The 15450-nt window shown below is 67.7% G+C and carries 14 protein-coding genes; 9 read left to right on the top strand and 5 right to left on the bottom strand.

The annotated features are described in order from the left end of the window. Positions 1-210 precede the first annotated feature (210 nt). From menC to E7T09_RS21755, 3 genes are read left to right on the top strand one after another with little or no spacing between them, the layout of a single operon-like run. Positions 211-1320: an o-succinylbenzoate synthase gene (gene menC / locus E7T09_RS21765; protein ID WP_136391309.1), complete on the top strand. Its 1110-nt coding sequence runs from the start codon at positions 211-213 to the stop codon at positions 1318-1320. A 59-nt stretch (positions 1321-1379) separates the two neighbouring features. After that, positions 1380-2126, top strand: coding sequence for an acyl-CoA acyltransferase (locus E7T09_RS21760; protein ID WP_136391319.1), 747 nt, complete (start codon positions 1380-1382; stop codon positions 2124-2126). 57 nt (positions 2127-2183) lie between these two features. Continuing rightward, the gene (locus E7T09_RS21755) at positions 2184-2747 is read left to right on the top strand and encodes a single-stranded DNA-binding protein (protein ID WP_136391308.1); all 564 of its coding nucleotides are present in this window, start codon (positions 2184-2186) and stop codon (positions 2745-2747) included. A 23-nt stretch (positions 2748-2770) separates the two neighbouring features. On the opposite strand, the gene E7T09_RS21750 is transcribed toward E7T09_RS21755, so the two are convergent. Together E7T09_RS21750 and E7T09_RS21745 are read right to left on the bottom strand one after the other, a co-directional pair. Next, complete coding sequence (locus tag E7T09_RS21750; protein ID WP_136391307.1) at positions 2771-3196, bottom strand: hypothetical protein; 426 nt, start codon at positions 3194-3196, stop codon at positions 2771-2773. A gap of 365 nt (positions 3197-3561) precedes the next feature. After that, positions 3562-4143: a metallophosphoesterase gene (locus E7T09_RS21745; protein WP_370294157.1), complete on the bottom strand. Its 582-nt coding sequence runs from the start codon at positions 4141-4143 to the stop codon at positions 3562-3564. A 237-nt stretch (positions 4144-4380) separates the two neighbouring features. On the opposite strand from E7T09_RS21745, the gene E7T09_RS21740 reads away from it, so the two are divergent. Next, on the top strand, positions 4381-4929 hold the full coding sequence (locus E7T09_RS21740; RefSeq protein WP_136391305.1) for a GNAT family N-acetyltransferase: 549 nt from the start codon (positions 4381-4383) through the stop codon (positions 4927-4929). Positions 4930-5029: 100 nt separating this feature from the next. Beyond that, positions 5030-5959: an arginase gene (gene rocF, locus E7T09_RS21735; RefSeq protein ID WP_136391304.1), complete on the top strand. Its 930-nt coding sequence runs from the start codon at positions 5030-5032 to the stop codon at positions 5957-5959. A gap of 53 nt (positions 5960-6012) precedes the next feature. Here rocF and E7T09_RS21730 read toward each other — a convergent pair whose 3' ends face one another. Both E7T09_RS21730 and E7T09_RS21725 read right to left on the bottom strand, forming a co-directional pair. Continuing rightward, positions 6013-6588 carry a DinB family protein gene (locus E7T09_RS21730; RefSeq protein ID WP_136391303.1) on the bottom strand — a complete coding sequence of 192 codons (576 nt, stop codon included), beginning with the start codon at positions 6586-6588 and terminating at the stop codon, positions 6013-6015. Further along, complete coding sequence (locus E7T09_RS21725) at positions 6585-7607, bottom strand: tRNA-dihydrouridine synthase (RefSeq protein WP_240741937.1); 1023 nt, start codon at positions 7605-7607, stop codon at positions 6585-6587. Before E7T09_RS21725 ends, E7T09_RS21730 begins: the two co-directional genes overlap by 4 nt. Before the next feature lie 157 nt (positions 7608-7764). Here E7T09_RS21725 and E7T09_RS21720 point away from each other — a divergent pair, with 157 nt between their 5' ends. Then, positions 7765-8271, top strand: a complete 507-nt coding sequence (locus E7T09_RS21720) for a GNAT family N-acetyltransferase (RefSeq protein WP_136391302.1) — start codon at positions 7765-7767, stop codon at positions 8269-8271. Between the two features lie 81 nt (positions 8272-8352). Further along, a complete protein-coding gene (locus tag E7T09_RS21715) occupies positions 8353-8802 on the top strand; it encodes a DUF488 family protein (protein WP_136391301.1) in 450 nt (149 codons plus the stop codon). A gap of 286 nt (positions 8803-9088) precedes the next feature. On the opposite strand, the gene dnaE is transcribed toward E7T09_RS21715, so the two are convergent. Next, positions 9089-13090 (bottom strand): DNA polymerase III subunit alpha, encoded by a 4002-nt coding sequence (gene dnaE / locus E7T09_RS21710; protein WP_136391300.1) that lies wholly within the window; start codon positions 13088-13090, stop codon positions 9089-9091. Positions 13091-13252: 162 nt separating this feature from the next. Here dnaE and E7T09_RS21705 point away from each other — a divergent pair, with 162 nt between their 5' ends. Next, a complete protein-coding gene (locus tag E7T09_RS21705) occupies positions 13253-13822 on the top strand; it encodes a PAS domain-containing protein (RefSeq protein ID WP_136391299.1) in 570 nt (189 codons plus the stop codon). Between the two features lie 96 nt (positions 13823-13918). Beyond that, on the top strand, positions 13919-15322 hold the full coding sequence (lpdA, locus tag E7T09_RS21700; protein ID WP_136391298.1) for a dihydrolipoyl dehydrogenase: 1404 nt from the start codon (positions 13919-13921) through the stop codon (positions 15320-15322). Positions 15323-15450: the final 128 nt, after the last annotated feature.

The following is a 15450-nucleotide window of genomic DNA, read 5'->3' as shown; positions in this document are numbered from 1 at the left end:
GCTTCACCTGTCATGCATCCCGCCTCCGTGGAGGCTCAGAAACAATACTCGCGAGGTCGTCACGTGTCAACCCCTGCATCATCACATTCGCTCGATGCTCCGAAAGAGTGTCGAATTCACCCAGACTTTAGTGACCAGACTCCTGATAGTGATCAGTCCTCGTCGCCGATCCTCCGCGATCAGGGCGGGTTCGCGCTCCATACTGAGAACATGCTCCGTATCCATGCTGCTGAACTGATGGTCGTGCGCCTGCCGCTGAAATTCCGGTTCGAGACGAGTTTCGGCGTGCAGACCGAGAAGATCGTGCCCTTGCTGGTGCTGCACGGCGATGGAGTGCAGGGCCTGTCGGAAGGCACCATGGAATTTGCGCCCATGTACCGTGAGGAAACGATTGCGGGCGGGTTGCACCTGCTGCGCGAGGTGTTCCTGCCGCGCATCCTGGGCCGTACCTTCGCGAATCCCGAGGCGCTGGAGGACGCCCTGGGGTCGTTCCGCGGGAACCGCATGGCGCGCGCCATGGTCGAGATGGCCGCGTGGGATCTGTGGGCGCGGATGCTGAACGTTCCGCTGGGCACGCTATTGGGCGGCCGCAAGGACAGTGTGGAAGTGGGCGTGAGCCTGGGCATCCAGGCGGACGAGGCGGCGACCGTGGACGTGGTGCGCCGCCATGTGGAGCAGGGCTACCGGCGGATCAAGTTGAAGATCAAACCTGGCTGGGACGTGCAGCCGGTGCGTGCCGTGCGGGAAGCCTTCCCGGACATCCGCCTGACGGTGGACGCGAACTCGGCGTACACGCTGGCCGACACGGGCCGGCTACGGGCGCTCGACGCGTTCGGGCTGACGTACATCGAACAGCCGCTGGCGTGGGATGACCTGGTGGATCACGCGACACTCCAGGGCCGCCTGGCCACGCCGCTGTGCCTGGACGAGAGCGTGGCGAGCGCCGCCGATGCCCGCAAAGGCCTGGCGCTGGACGCGGGGCGCGTTATCAACGTGAAGGTCGCGCGGGTGGGCGGTCACGCGGAGGCGCGGCGCGTGCATGACATTGCGCAGGCCTTCGGGGCGCCGGTGTGGTGCGGCGGCATGCTGGAGAGCGGGGTGGGCCGCGCGCACAACATCCACCTCTCGACCCTGCCAGGGTTCACGCTGCCGGGCGACACGAGCAGCGCGAGCCGCTACTGGGAGACGGACGTGGTGAACGAGCCGCTGGAAGCCCATGACGGCCTGATGCCGGTGCCCACGGGGCCGGGCATCGGCGTGACGCTGAACCGCGAGTTCGTGGAGAGCATCGCCGAGGTGCAGGAGGAATTCCACCCTTGAGCGCCACCACTGACACCGACCGGGCCTTCGTGATCCGCGACGTGACGGATCCGTGGGCCATGAGGGCGCTGGAGGACGTGCAGGTGGCTGCGTGGGGCTATGCCGACCGCGAGGTGTTGCCGGGCACCATGTTCCGGATCAGCGCGGCGACGGGCGGCATTGTCCTGGCCGCATACCCGGCGGCGGGCGACCAGCAGGAGGTGCCGGTGGGGCTGGCCTACGGGTTTCCGGCCCGCGTGGACGGTCAGGGGTGGCACCACTCGCATCTGCTGGCCGTGCGGCCCGAGTGGCGGGGCAGCGGCGTGGCGGTGGTGCTGAAGCTCGCACAGCGGGCGCGGGCGCTGGCACAGGGGTACACGCGGATGACGTGGACCTTTGACCCGATGGTGGCCCGCAACGCCCGCCTGAACCTGGGCAAGCTGGGGGCGGTGGCCCGCACCTACCACCCGGACTGGTACGCCCTGTCGGACGACCGGAACGCGGCGGAACCCGCCGACCGGCTGATGATCGAGTGGGATCTGACCACCGCGCCCGTGGAACGGCCACCCGAGCGTGTCGAGGGGGAACTGGCCCTGGCCGCAGAGCCGGATCGCCAGGAGCCGGGGCCTGTGGATGATGCGCTGGAATCAGGGCGCGTGCTGGTCGAGGTGCCTGTTCGCCCGGAGGCCCTGGAACCGGCCACCCGTAGGGCGTGGCGTCTGGCCCTGCGGGCGGCGCTGTCGGCGTATCTGGCCCGTGACTATGAGGTCAGTGGGCTGGCGCGCGAGGGCGAGCGCGCGTTCTACGTGCTGACCCGGCGGGCCTGAGCACCTCCCTCCACCAACTCCCCAAACTGTGTTATGTTATTTACGTAAGGAGGGACTGTGTTACATATTGAATTTCTGACGGATCTCGGAGCGCGCGTCACGGTCGACGTGGACAGCGCTGACAAACTGCTGGATGTCCAGCGCCAGTACGGCCGCCTCGGCTGGACGAGCGGCGAGGTGCCCACCGGCGGCTATCAGTTCCCGCTCGACAACGAACCCGACTTCGACTGGACGCTGATCGGCGCGCGCAAATGGATCAGCCCCGACGGCGAGGAACTCGTGATCCACAAGGGGCACGCGTACCGCCGCCGTGAACTGGAAGCCGTGGACAGCCGCAAGATGAAACTCCCCGCCGCCGTGAAGTACTCGCGCGGCGCGAAAAGCACCGATCCAGATCACCTGCGCGAGAAGTCCGACGGAGAGTTCGAGTACGTCACCCTGGCGATCTTCCGGGGCGGCAAACGACAGGATCGCTACGCCCTCCCCGGCGGTGGCGGTCGGGCAGCCCAGCCGCAGCCGTCACAGCCCCAGGCGGCGCGCCCGGCTCCCACCCGGCCCGCCCCCAGCGCACCCGCCGCCCGCCCGGCCCCGCAGGCGGTCGAGGAAGAAACGCCGTTCTGAACCGTGCTTTCTGAACGTGGCTTTCAGTCCAGGCCGCCGGTTCCCTGCCGGGCCAGCACGCCGGCCACGTCGGCCGGCTGCCAGCCCTCGGGCTTGAGCTGTTTGCCGTCGGCGCGGCGCGGGCCGCTCGCCTTGGTCAGGTTCGCGCGGTGCACCTCCGCGAACACAGCGTCCGCATCCACACCCAGGGTATCCAGCGCGCCGTAGGTGACATACAGCAGGTCGGCGAGTTCGTGCGCCAGGGCCACCAGGGCGTCCGGGCCGGGAGTCTCACCGGCCTCCAGGCGCGCGGCCAGAACCGCGAACTCGGCGTTCACCTCCGCGACCTCTTCCTCGATCAGGGTGCGACGCAGGGCCAACAGCTCGCCCCTGGGGACGGTAGGTGCCTCCGGTGGGGTCAGGCCGATGGCGCGGTGAAACTCCCGCAAGTGCCGGGCGTTGGACGTCATGGGCAGATCGTAGCGGGTCGCGGCGTTCGCGGCCTCGCTCCCGCCTTTGTGACTGAAGAGCAGCGGCCAGGCATTTCATCCTGGCCGCCGTGGTCTTGATGGGTTCGGCGGGCGGAGGGACTCGAACCCTCCTGTGGCCGCTGGTGGCCCGCTCGCACGCCCGTTGATGAAGGGGTGGGCGTCTCCCCCTGTGGCAGATACGGAACGACGACCGGCCACGATGACCAGTGTGGTGCTGATGGTGCTGCCGTACAGGAAGTGTGGCATGGAGGATATGGCACCGTATGTGCGACGCGCCAATCAAGCTTTAAGCCAACTGGCACAGCATCCACCCTGGGCTGACGCTTCCCAGCCCGTCCTGGCCCTCACAGATCGACGATGCGGTAGCCGTAAGCGTTCAGCACCCGGATGCCCAGCTGTTCGTCCACGTACTCCAGTTTCTTGCCGTCGTACTCGTGGATGTGGCCGTGCACGAGCACGCTGGGCTGGCGCCGCGCCATGAAGCGCGTGATCTCCGGATCCCCCCGGTGAGCGAAATCCGGCCCGGCGTGTGGGCCGAGCGGCGGCGCGTGCGTGAGAAATACGTCCACGCCATGGCGCGCCCTCAGGGACAGCAGGCCCAGCCCCCACCTCGCCTCGGCGGGCGAATACTGGCCGGTACCGCCCTGCCGGTAGCGGGGCGCGCCGCCCCACCCGGCGATCCGCAGGCCAGCTTCCTCGACCACGCGGCGGTGCGCGGCGATCACCCCCCGGGGCGGCACGCGGTGATCATCCTCGTTCACCACCAGCTCATTGGCGTGGTTCCCGTGCACGTACACGACCGGCACGGTCAGTTTGCTCGCCACAAACTCCAGGTACGAGCCGGGCAGGTCCCCGGCAGCCAGCACCAGATCCACGTCCGGCACGCCGTTCGGGAAACTCTCGCGGTACACGAAGGGATGCACCATGTCCGCGAGCAGCAGCGCGCGCTTGCCCAGAACCGGGCGGGCGGACGGCGCGGACTGGGGGTCGGGGTGCGGTGTGGCGGGGTCGGTCATGTGAAACGGGGGGCGGCACTGCTGTGTCCTGGACTGCGGGTGCCCGGGGTCGTGCGCAAAGCGGTCTGCCGAGTCTAGCCCGCAGCGGGCCCACCGGCGCCGGTCATCTAGCGCCCACCACCGGCCCCTGGGCGGATACGCTGCGGTGTGGCGATCCTGATCACCCCGCGTACGCTGCTGCTGCCCCTGACCCGCCGCATGATCCAGCAGCGGCTGGAACGCTCCTCCTTCGATCTGGACTGCGCTGGCCCCGACGGCCCGCTGCGCGTACACTTCCCGGCCGAGTGGCCCGGCGATCCCCTGCACTTCTTCCCGGCCATCCTGGCCCGGCTGCACCCCCGGCAGGAAGACGTGCAGCCGGACACCTCCTTCACCGTCGTGACGCGCGCCCACCCCCAGGCCATCGGGCAACTGGGCACCACCGGCCACACGAATGCAGCGGGCGACCTGGAGATCGGCTACGGCATGAACCCCGCCGTGTGGGGCCACGGCTACGCGACCGAGGCGGTCGGTGCCCTGGTCACGCACCTGCATACCCTCCCCGGCGTCCGTCGCGTGACGGCGGACACGGCCGTGACCAACCGCGCCAGCGAGCGCGTGCTGGAGAAGGTGGGCTTCGAACGCACCGGGATCAGCTGGAGTCGGGACGACGGCGACCTGACCACCTGGGCGCACCCGCCGAAACCGTCAGCATGACTATTCACTGGATCAGGCGCGGGAACCGCCCTACACAGCCCGCCTGAACATAATGTTGCAGCCGCAAGGCATATCCACCGGCAGCCGCTACGCTGAATCCATGAACGTTTCCATTCTGGGCATTCCCATGGATCTGGGCGCGGGCCGACGCGGCGTGGACATGGGCGCCTCCGCCCTGCGCAACGCCCAGCTGGCCCGCACGCTGCGCGACCTGGGGCATCACGTGGACGACCTGGGCGATGTGCCCGTGCCCATTCCCGAGACGCTCGACAAGCACGCGAGCGGCGGCCTGGTCTTCCTGGAACCCATCCTGGACACGTGCCGACGCGCCGCCGAGCGCGTGGCCGCCCTGCCGCCGGACGTGTTCCCGCTGACGCTGGGCGGCGACCATTCAGTCAGCATGGGCACCGTGGCCGGCAACGCCCGCCGCCTGGCGGCCCACCGAATGGGCGCCCCGGGACAGGACGCTCAGGGAACCCGTCTGGGCGTGATCTGGGTGGATGCCCACACGGACTACAACACCCCGGAGAGCAGTCCCAGCGGGAACATCCACGGCATGCCCGTCGCGCACCTGACCGGGCTGGGCGATCCGGGTCTGGTGGCGCTCGGCGGCGGCTGGACGCTCCGGCCGGAGGACATCACCATGATCGGGATCCGTTCCGTGGACATCCGCGAACGCGACGCCATGCGCGAGGCGGGCATCCGCGCTTACACCATGAAGGACGTGGATCAACTCGGCATTACGCGGATCATCGAGCAGACACTCGAGCAGTTGAGCGGCGCGGCCGGCATTCACGTGTCCTTCGACGCGGACGCCCTCGACCCCGGCGTGTGCCCCGGCGTGGGAACCCCCGTGCCCGGCGGCCTGACCTACCGCGAGGGCCACCTGCTGATGGAGCTGCTGTGCGAGTCCGGCCGGGTGACGTCCATGGATATCGTGGAGGTCAATCCCATCCTGGACACGCACAACCAGACGGCGGAAGTCATGGTGGGCATGGCCGCCAGCCTGCTCGGCCAGCGGATCATGTAAATCGGCAGCAAAGCCGCCAGGACGCGTTCCTCCTGGCGGCCTGGTTCGGAGCCTTACAGGTCGTCGCCGTCGTCGTCGAGTCCCAGGCCGTCCACGCCGCCACTCTGCGCGGCGGTGACGTGCGGGCGGGCAAACCGCATGTAGTCCAGCCAGGGGGGTGTGTGGCCCAGCTGCCGGATCATCAGGGTGATCTGCGCGGTGTGGCGCACCTCGTGCGTCATCACGTGCCACATCAGCTGGTCGAGCGTGACCGTGTCGCTCGCAGGGTCGTCCTGAACGAGTTTCACGCTGCGGTTCATGTCCGGGCCGGAGGCCAGGAAGGCGCGGGTGCGTTCATTCACCTCGCGGCCGTACTCGATGATCCACGACAGGTCGTACTGCGCCGCGTCGGGCTTCACCCAGTCGTGCGCGAAACGGCCCTCGCGATTCACGCCGTCGCCCCGCGCCACCGAGTGCACCCAGTGATCCTCGACATCCGTGACGTGCAGCACCAGATCCTTGATGGTATGGAACCGGTCGCCGGACTCGATCAGGTCACGGTCGAGGTCCGCCTGCGGAAGCGCCCGCAGAAAGTTCCACAGGTGCTCCCGTGCGGCGGATAGGTAGGCGTAGTACTCGCTGACGTTCATCTGTGCTGTACAGCATACCCCGCCACAGGCCCACCGGTGCTCTCAGGTGTTCCGGTTCGCGTTGAGGTGACGGGGGTGTCCAGCACGGCGCTCAGCACGGAGCGCACGTCGTCCACGGTCACGACCTGCACCAGCGCGTCCCGCACCTCGGGCACATCCGGCAGGTAGGCGGGCAGCACCTTGCGCAGGGGGCGCAGGGTCAGGCGACCGGAATCGTCGTCGTAGAAGGTCGTCTGAAGTTCCGCGTGGCGCAGGGCCGTGCGGGCGCGCGTGGTGACGTCCGGCCACACCTCCTCGCCCGTGGCGAGTGCCGTGAAGATCCACGGATTGCCCACCGCGCCCCGCCCGATCATGACGGCAGCCACCCCACAGCGCTGGCGCTCCCGGGCGATCTCTGCACTGGTGATGTCGCCACTGCCGACCACCGGGACGTCCACGGCCGCCGCCACGCGGGCGATGGCGTCCCAGTCGGCCTGCCCGGTATACCGCTGCGCGCTGGTGCGGCCATGCACGGTGATCAACGCTGCGCCCGCCGCCGCGAGACCCTGCGCGACTTCCACGCTGCGGTCGTGATCCCAGCCCAGGCGGATCTTCGCGCTCACGTCCAGGCCTGTCGCCCCGCGCATGGCCTGGATCAGGGTGTACGCCACCTCCGGCGTCTGGAGCAGGCACGCGCCGCCCTTGCCCCTGATCTTCGGAACGGGGCAGCCCATGTTCAGGTCGATGGCCGCCGGGGCAAACCACGCCTCGGCGCGCGCCACCGCTCCCGCGAGCACGTCCGGGTCCGCGCCGAAAAGTTGCACCACGCGGCCCTGCTCGCCGGGGTACGGTCGACCCAGGTTCAGCTTCTCGGTGTCGCCGCCGCCCATCAGGCCGCGCGCGCTGATCATCTCGGAGACCGTCCACAGCGCGCCGTGCTCCGTGGCGAGCTGCCGCATGGGTGCGTCGCTGTACCCGGCCATCGGGGCGAGCACCGCGCCACGCCGCGCGAGTCTGGAGGAGTAGAAGCCGCCGGTCATCCGGGAAGGGTACCGCACGCCCACCCCCGGACGGGTGAATCCAGGCTCAAGTCCCCCGGGCACGCAGATTCACAGATCTGTGACAACGCCGGAGGTATGCTGCGAGCGTCCAGCCTAGAACAACCTACTTCCCTCATGCTGGACGGGAGGCCCGTTCTTGATCGCCACTCCCTTGGCGCTGCACCACGCGCCGATGCTGCACTCGCTGTACACCGCCACACCCGGCTACTTTGCCCTGCTGGGCAGCCGCGTGCCCACCCTGGGCGACGTAGAACGCGAGATCGAAATTGCCCTGCTCGACCCCCGGCGCGCCCTGCGCCTCCTGCACGACGACCACGGCGATCTCGTCGGCAGTCTCGACTGCAAGAACGATTACCCGCAGCGCGGCGACGTGACCATCAACCTGCTGCTCATCCGCGAGGACCGGCAGTCCCAGCGCCTGGGCGAGCAGGCGGTGCGGTACCTGGAACGCCACGTGCCCGCCGGTACCACCCGGATCTTGGCCAGCGTGCTGGGAGAGAACCCGCGCGGCGCCCGCTTCTGGGAACGGCTCGGGTACACCTTCACGCTCGACGCGCGCCCCGCCATGACGTGGTACGCCAAACCCGTAAACATCCGTCCGCACCACGGCGGCGAACCACACCTGGGCGTCGCCAGCGACTGAGGCGGCGCACGGAGCCCCAGCGGGGGCACGGCCGGAGAGACCATCACGGTCATCCAGCCGTGCCCCCGGTACGGTTGGGCCATGACCGCGCCCACGCTTCACACCATCGGCTACGAGGACACGCCCCTCGACGCCTTCCTGAGCACCCTGACGGCCAGCGGGATCTCCGTGGTCGTGGACACCCGCGAACGCGCCCAGAGCCGCCGCCGGGGCTACAGCAAGACCGCGCTGGGCAACGCACTGCACGAGCAGGGCATCGCGTACCGGCACCTGCGCGCCCTGGGCACGCCGCCTGCCGTGAGGAAGGCGTACAAGCTGGACAAGGACTTCGCCGCCCTGAAGGCCGCATACACCCTGCACCTCGCCACGCAGGGAGACGCGCTGGACGAACTGGGTTCACTCGCCGCCCGTGAGCACGTGGCCCTGCTGTGCTACGAGCGCCACGCGGACGAATGCCACCGCTCACTGATCGCCCGGCGATTACAGGAACTGGGACTGGTGGGCGAGGTCGTGGATCTGCTGCCCGGGTGACCCAGTGCTCCCTATACCGTGAATAGCCCAGTAGTCGAGCAGACCTGCCTCGCCGGCAACATGAGCGCCACCGCAACCGGCGGAAGGCTGCCCCAGCCTCCCTGAACTGCTGGGCGAGAGGTGGCCGGCAGACTGGCACTCAGCGAACTCTTGGAAGTTTCACACGAAGACCGCATAAAGAATGGGCAGCGGCTCCCGATGGAGTCAGCCCATTCCCCTGGTTCGTGAAACCCAAGCTCGTTCTGCCATTCCCAGATCAACGCCTCCGCGGCCAGCTCAGCCGGGATCACGCCCGCATTCCCCCGCCCCCTTGCTGCTTGTTCATCCATGCTGGGGGCTTGGGCGCGAAGCGGCCGAGGATGGTCTGCTGGTCGTACGCGAGGTAAGCGTCAGCCCACGGGAAGGTCTGGTTCAGCACCTTCATGGCGTCGGGGCTGCCCATGCCGTGGTCGAGCTGGTAGATCACGAACTGCTCCGGCGTTTCCAGGCGCAGGTACGTGGGCATGGAACCGGCGTGTTCGTCCAGCACGCTCTGGAATTCACCCACGGCGTCGGGGCTGGCGGTCTCCAGGTCGATGGTCACGTACATGACCTTCGGAACCTCGTCCAGTTGCTCGATGCTGACGAGTTCCTCGGCAATGGCGCGCAGGCCGCCGTCCTCGCTTTCCAGTTCGACGATGACGAGGGCGGGCGTGTCGTTCACCAGCTTGTCCTGAATGCGGTCGTAGGCGCGGGAAAAGGCGACGAGTTCCGTCTGGCCGCTCTCGTCGGCGAGGATGAAGCGGGCCATCATGCCGCCGCTCTTGGTGGGTTTCTTGACCACGCTCTCGACCATGCCCGCCAGGACGGCCTTGATGCGCTTGCCTGGTGCGACGTTCTGCGTGGTGAACCACGTGTCCAGGTCGGAAATGCGGCAGCTGGCGGCCTCGCGCAGGCCCTCGTGCTGCTCCAGGGGGTGGCCGGAGATGTACAGGCCCAGGGCGTCTTTTTCGATGCTCAGGCGTTCGAGGTCGGTGTAGCCGGTGACGCCCTGTTTCAGGCCGGGTTCCGGGGCGACTTCCTGCGCGCCGAACAGGGCGTCCATGCCGCTGTTGGCGAGGGCGGCGGCGCCCTGTGCCCAGGTCATGGCTTCTTCCAGGCTCTCGGTGAGTTGTTTGCGCTCGCCGAAGGCGTCGAAGGCCCCGGACTTGATGAGGCTTTCCATGGCCTTGCGGTTGCAGACCTTGTTGCCCAGGCGCGAGCAGAAGTCCGCGAGGGACTTGAAGCGCCCGGCGCGTTCGCGTTCCTCCAGGATCTTCAGCACGGCGGTCTCGCCCAGGCCCTTGATGGCGTACAGGCCGAACAGGATTTCCTCGCCCTGCACGGCGAAGTCGGCGGCCGAACGGTTGATGTCGGGCGGCAGCACGCGCACGTCCATCTTGCGGGCGTCGCTGATGTACTCCGCGACCTTGTCGGAGTCCTTGCGCTCGACAGTCAGCAGGGCGGCCATGAACTCGACCGGGTAGTTGGCCTTCAGCCACGCGGTCTGGTACGTGATGACGCCGTACGCGGCCGAGTGGGACTTGTTGAAGCCGTAGTTCGCGAAGGCGTCCAGCAGGTCGAAGAGCTTGTTGGCCTCGTCCTTGGGAACGTCGTTCCCCTTCGCGCCCTCGACGAAGAGATCGCGCTGGCGGGCCATCTCGGCCACGTCCTTCTTGCCCATGGCGCGGCGCAGCAGGTCGGCGCCACCTAGGCTGAATCCGGCGACCTCGGAGGCGATCTGCATGATCTGTTCCTGGTACACGGGAATGCCGTAGGTTTCCGCCAGGATCTTCTCCAGGAACTGCGCGCTGGTGGGGAAGCCGTCGCGGACGTAGTCCACCTGCTCCAGGCCGTGGTGGCGGCGCACGTAGGTGGGGATGTTCTCCATCGGGCCGGGGCGGTACAGGGCGCTCAGGGCGATGATGTCCGCGAGGCGGCGGGGTTTCAGGCGGCGGCTGGCGTCCGCGATGCCCGCGCCTTCGAGCTGGAACACGCCCTTGGTGTCGCCCCGGCTCATCAGGTCGTAGGTGATCTTGTCGTCGAAGGGGATAGTGTCGAAGTCGATCTCGACGTTCTTCGATTCGCGCATGATCCGCTTGGCTTCGTCGAGGAAGCTCAGGGTGCGCAGGCCCAGGAAGTCCATCTTGATCAGGCCGATGTCTTCGACGGCCTTCATGTCGTACTGGCAGACCATGCCCGCGCCGCTGGTGTCGCGCATGACCGGCACCAGATCGGTCAGCTTGTCGCGGCCGATGACGACCCCGGCGGCGTGCACCGAGGCGTGGCGGGTCAGCCCTTCGAGCTGCTGCGCGAACTCGTAGGCCTTGAGCAGTTCCGGGTCTTCCGCGAGGTACTGCTGGATGTCCGGCACGGAGTCGCGCGCCTGTTCCAGCGAGTAGCTCTTGCCGAACTTGATGGGAATGAGCTTGGAGACCTTGTCCACCTTGGCGTACTCCAGGCTCATCACGCGCGCCACGTCCTTCAGACACGCCTTGCTGGCCATCGTCCCGAAGGTGGCGATCTGCGCCACGCGGTCTTCCCCGTATTTGTCCTGCACGTACTGGATGACCTCGATGCGGCGGGCGTCGTTGAAGTCGATATCGAAGTCCGGCATGGAAATCCGGTCCGGGTTCAGGAAGCGCTCGAACAGCAGTTCGAACTCCAGCGGGTCGAGGTTCGTGATCCGCATGGCATAGGCGACCAGCGAGCCGGCGCCCGACCCACGCCCCGGCCCTACGCTGATGTCCTGATCCTTGGCCCAGTTGATGTAATCCGCGACGATCAGGAAGTAGTCGGGGAAGCCCATGTTGTTGATGACCGACAGCTCGTACTCGGCGCGGCGCAGCAGCACCAGCGCATGCCGGTGGTGGGCGCGGCAGGTGGTCTCCTCCTCGCTGCCGGGATCGAGCTGAATGGCCGTGTCGCTCGCCTCGCCCTGGCTGCGCTGCCAGTCGGTACAGGCATAGTCGGGGAGCGGCCCGGCCTCGGCGCCCTGCTCCATGACCTCCAGCGCGGGGTACTTGGTGTACTTCTCGCCGGCGGCCTTGCCGCGCGCCTCCCACTCGCTGCCCATGAAGGCGATCAGGATCAGCAGCGTGTCCAGGTCGCAGGTGCGGGCGTCGCAGCCGTTCGTGCGGCGCGTGACCCGCTCACGTTCCTCCGGTTCCAGCGCGGCCAGGCTTCTCGCCGCGTACTCGCGCAACAGCGCCTCGGTCACATGGTGCGGGTAGCGCCTGAGGCTCCCGGCGTAGGTCTGCACGCGCAGTTCCTCGGCCATCGTGCGGCCTTCCGGAATGGGCAGGGCGGGCATCTGGTACACACGCTTCTTGCCCACCGGCAGCTCGACGTTGCACATGTCCGCGACCAGGGCAGTGTTGTCGAAGACCTCCGCGCCCCACTCGGCCAGCGGGAGGGCCTTCTGCATCTCGTCCAGATCCTTCACGTAGAACTCGTCGCAGGGGAACTTGAAGCGGTTCTCGTCGGCCAGCGTCGCCTTCGTCTGGATGGCCAGCAGCGTCTCGTGCGCGGTCGCGTCGGTCTTCTTGACGTAATGCCCGTCGTTCGTGGCGACCATCCCGATGCCCAGCTCGTTCGCCCAGGCCTTCAGGATGGGGTTGTTGCGCTTCTGCTCGGGCAGGCCGTGATCCTGGATCTCGATGAAGTAGTTCTCACCGAACAGGTCGCGGTACCACGTGAGGCGCTTTTTCGCGTCGTCCTCGCGGCCCTGGAGCAGCAGTTGCTGTACCTCGCTGCCCAGGCAGCCGGAAAACGCGATCACGCCCTTGTGGTGCTCCAGCAGCAGTTCGTGGTCGATGCGGGGCTTGTAGTAATACCCTTCGGTGTACCCGCGACTGCTCAGGCGACAGAGGTTCTGGTACCCCTCGAAATCGCGGGCCAGCAGCGTCAGGTGGAAGATGCCCTTCTCGCCGTCCTGGCCGCGCGTGCGGTCGCGGCGGGTGCCCTCGCCCGGCACCACGTACGCCTCGTAGCCGATGATGGGTTTGACCTGCATGCTCTGGGCGTAGTTGTAGAAATGCACCGCGCCGTGCATGTTGCCGTGGTCGGTCATCGCCAGTGCCGGAGTCTGGCCCTGCGGCGTGACCTCCTTGGCCCACTTCAGCAGGTCTTTGAGTTTGGCCGCGCCGTCCAGCAGGCTGTACTGGGTGTGCTGGTGCAGGTGCGCGAATTTGGTGGGTTTGCAGCAGGAACCGTCCGGGAGGTGGATGTGGGGCCCGGTCTGGGGGGGGGTCGGCTCGGGCGCGGTCATGCCCACAGGATAGGGCGGGGCGTGGTGGCACGCTGTGACGTGTGCGGCGCCCCTGCCGACGAACCACGACAGGAGCAGTTCACCATGAACTTCAGGGCAATCTCATGTCTTTCGTAAGGTTTGTGTAAGACGGATGTCAGTCCTTTCAGTGAAGAATGCAGCATGAAGCCGGGTCTGTTCGAGCTGCGGGGAGCGTATGCGCTCTTCTCGCTGCTGGCCCTCGACAGCTTTCTCGTGGTGCTGCTGGTGCCCAGGCCTGCCGCGTACTGGGTGCTGCTCCCGCTGCTGCTGGTGCAGCTGGGCGCGGCGTGGCTGGCCCTGCGGGTCGTGAACGTGGTGCGCGACCACCGGCTGCTCAAGGAATCCTATGAGCAGGAACTGGATTTCGCCCGGCAGATCATGGAGAGCGTCGATCACGGCCTGACCGTGCTGGACAACGGCGGGCGCTACGTGTACGTGAACAGCGCCTACGCCGACCTGCTGGGGTTGCCCGTCTCGGAGATCGTCGGGCGCACCCCCTTCGACTTCACCGTCCACGAGGACCACATCCACCTGAAACGCGCGCGGGATGTCCGGCACCAGGGCCACAGCGACACCTACCGCACCCGCCTGAAGCGCGTGGACGGCAGCGAGATCGAGGTGCAGATCACCGGCACGCCGCGCCTGCACCACGGCCGGATGGTCGGGGACTTCACCACGGTCGTGCCGATCCGGGCGGAACTGGTCAACTGATCCCGGCCACTGACCACCACGGGTTGTGAATGCCGCGTGTCCAGCTAGGCTGATGAGTCAGTGACGGCCCAGGGGGGCTGGCGCTAGACTGCCGGCATGATGAAATCCTATGACTACGACGTGCTCGTGATCGGTGCGGGCCCCGGCGGGTACCACGCCGCGATCCGCGCCGCGCAGTTGGGCCTGAAGGTCGCCTGCGCCGAACGGGAAGCCGTGGGCGGCGTGTGCCTGAACGTGGGCTGCATTCCCACCAAGGCGCTGCTGCACGCGGGCGAGCAGATCGCCGCCGCGCGGCACGCCGCCGACTTCGGCCTGACCTTCGGCGAGCAGAAGCTCGACATCGCCAAGCTGAACGGCTGGAAGGACGGGATCGTCAAGAAACTCACGGGCGGGGTGGGCGCACTGTTCAAGGCGAACAAGGTCGCGCACCTGATCGGGCAGGCCAGCTTCGTGGACGACCACACCGTGACGGTCGGCGACAAGACCTACACGGCCGCGAACTTCATCATCGCCACCGGCAGCGAGCCCGCGAAACTGCCGGGCCTGGACGTGGATCAGGTCAGCATCGTGGACTCCACGGGCGCGCTGGTCATGCCGGATCCGGTGCCCGCGCGGATGCTGTGCGTGGGCGGCGGCGTGATCGGCTTCGAGTTCTCGCACGTGTACAACAACATGGGCAGCAAGGTCAAAGTCATCGAGTTCCTCCCGAACGTGATCCCCGGCGCGGACGCCGACGCCGTCAAGGAATTCTCGAAGATCATGACCAAGCAGGGCATCGAGATCGCCGTGCAGACCAAGGCGAACCGCGCCGAGAAGAAAGACGACGGCATCCACGTCGAGCTGGAGAACGTGAAGACCGGCGAGAAGACCACCGAGGTGTTCGACCGCGTGCTGGTCGCCGTGGGCCGCCGTCCTCGCACGGACGGTCTGAACGCCCAGGCGGCGGGCGTGACCGTCACGGAGCGCGGCTTCATCCCGGCTGACAGCCGCCAGCGCAGCAACGTCCCGCATATCTACGTGGTCGGCGACGTCGCCAGCAACCCCATGCTGGCGCACAAGGCCATGAAGGAGGGACTGGTCGCCGCCGAGGTCATCGCCGGCAAACCCGCCGAGCAGGACGCCGTCGCCATCCCCGGCGTCGTGTACACCAGCCCGGAACTCGCCTGGGTGGGCCTGACCGAGCAGGAAGCCAAAGACAAGGGCTACACGGTCAAGACCGGCGTGTTCCCGCTGAGCGCCTCGGGCCGCGCCATGACCCTGCAAGCCACAGACGGCTTCGTGAAGATGGTCGTGGAGGCAGACACGGATCTGCTGCTGGGCGTGCACATCGTCGGGCCGCACGCCAGCGACCTGCTCGGCGAGGCCGGGCTGGCCCTCGAAATGGCCGCGACCGCCAGCGACATCGCCCTGACCATCCACGCCCACCCGACCCTGGGCGAGAGCGTGCTGGAGGCCGCCGAGGCCGTGCACAAGCAGGCGATTCATATCATGAACCGGTAATCGCCCCTGAAAGGCGGAGCGGAGTGGACAGCGATGGAACCCTCGGGGCGGCCCGAGGGTTTTGCCACACCCCTGGAACGGCGAGTGGGCGGAGAACTCTGCCCTGGGTCAGATACCGGTCAGTTCCG

It is taken from the genome of Deinococcus sp. KSM4-11 (genome assembly GCF_004801415.1).
In the GTDB taxonomy this organism is placed as follows: domain Bacteria; phylum Deinococcota; class Deinococci; order Deinococcales; family Deinococcaceae; genus Deinococcus.
The sequence above is the reverse complement of the archived record's forward strand: the minus strand, read 5'-3'. Positions and strand labels throughout refer to the sequence as shown.

Bases quoted from the DNA above. Each gene is read 5' to 3' on its own strand.
- menC (WP_136391309.1), top strand. From the start codon at position 211: ATGCTCCGTATCCATGCTGCTGAACTGATGGTCGTGCGCCTGCCGCTG.
- E7T09_RS21760 (WP_136391319.1), top strand. From the start codon at position 1,380: ATGAGGGCGCTGGAGGACGTGCAGGTGGCTGCGTGGGGCTATGCCGAC.
- E7T09_RS21750 (WP_136391307.1), bottom strand. From the start codon at position 3,196: ATGACGTCCAACGCCCGGCACTTGCGGGAGTTTCACCGCGCCATCGGC.
- E7T09_RS21745 (WP_370294157.1), bottom strand. From the start codon at position 4,143: ATGGTGCATCCCTTCGTGTACCGCGAGAGTTTCCCGAACGGCGTGCCG.
- rocF (WP_136391304.1), top strand. From the start codon at position 5,030: ATGAACGTTTCCATTCTGGGCATTCCCATGGATCTGGGCGCGGGCCGA.
- E7T09_RS21730 (WP_136391303.1), bottom strand. From the start codon at position 6,588: ATGAACGTCAGCGAGTACTACGCCTACCTATCCGCCGCACGGGAGCAC.
- E7T09_RS21725 (WP_240741937.1), bottom strand. From the start codon at position 7,607: ATGACCGGCGGCTTCTACTCCTCCAGACTCGCGCGGCGTGGCGCGGTG.
- E7T09_RS21715 (WP_136391301.1), top strand. From the start codon at position 8,353: ATGACCGCGCCCACGCTTCACACCATCGGCTACGAGGACACGCCCCTC.
- dnaE (WP_136391300.1), bottom strand. From the start codon at position 13,090: ATGACCGCGCCCGAGCCGACCCCCCCCCAGACCGGGCCCCACATCCAC.
- E7T09_RS21705 (WP_136391299.1), top strand. From the start codon at position 13,253: ATGAAGCCGGGTCTGTTCGAGCTGCGGGGAGCGTATGCGCTCTTCTCG.
- lpdA (WP_136391298.1), top strand. From the start codon at position 13,919: ATGATGAAATCCTATGACTACGACGTGCTCGTGATCGGTGCGGGCCCC.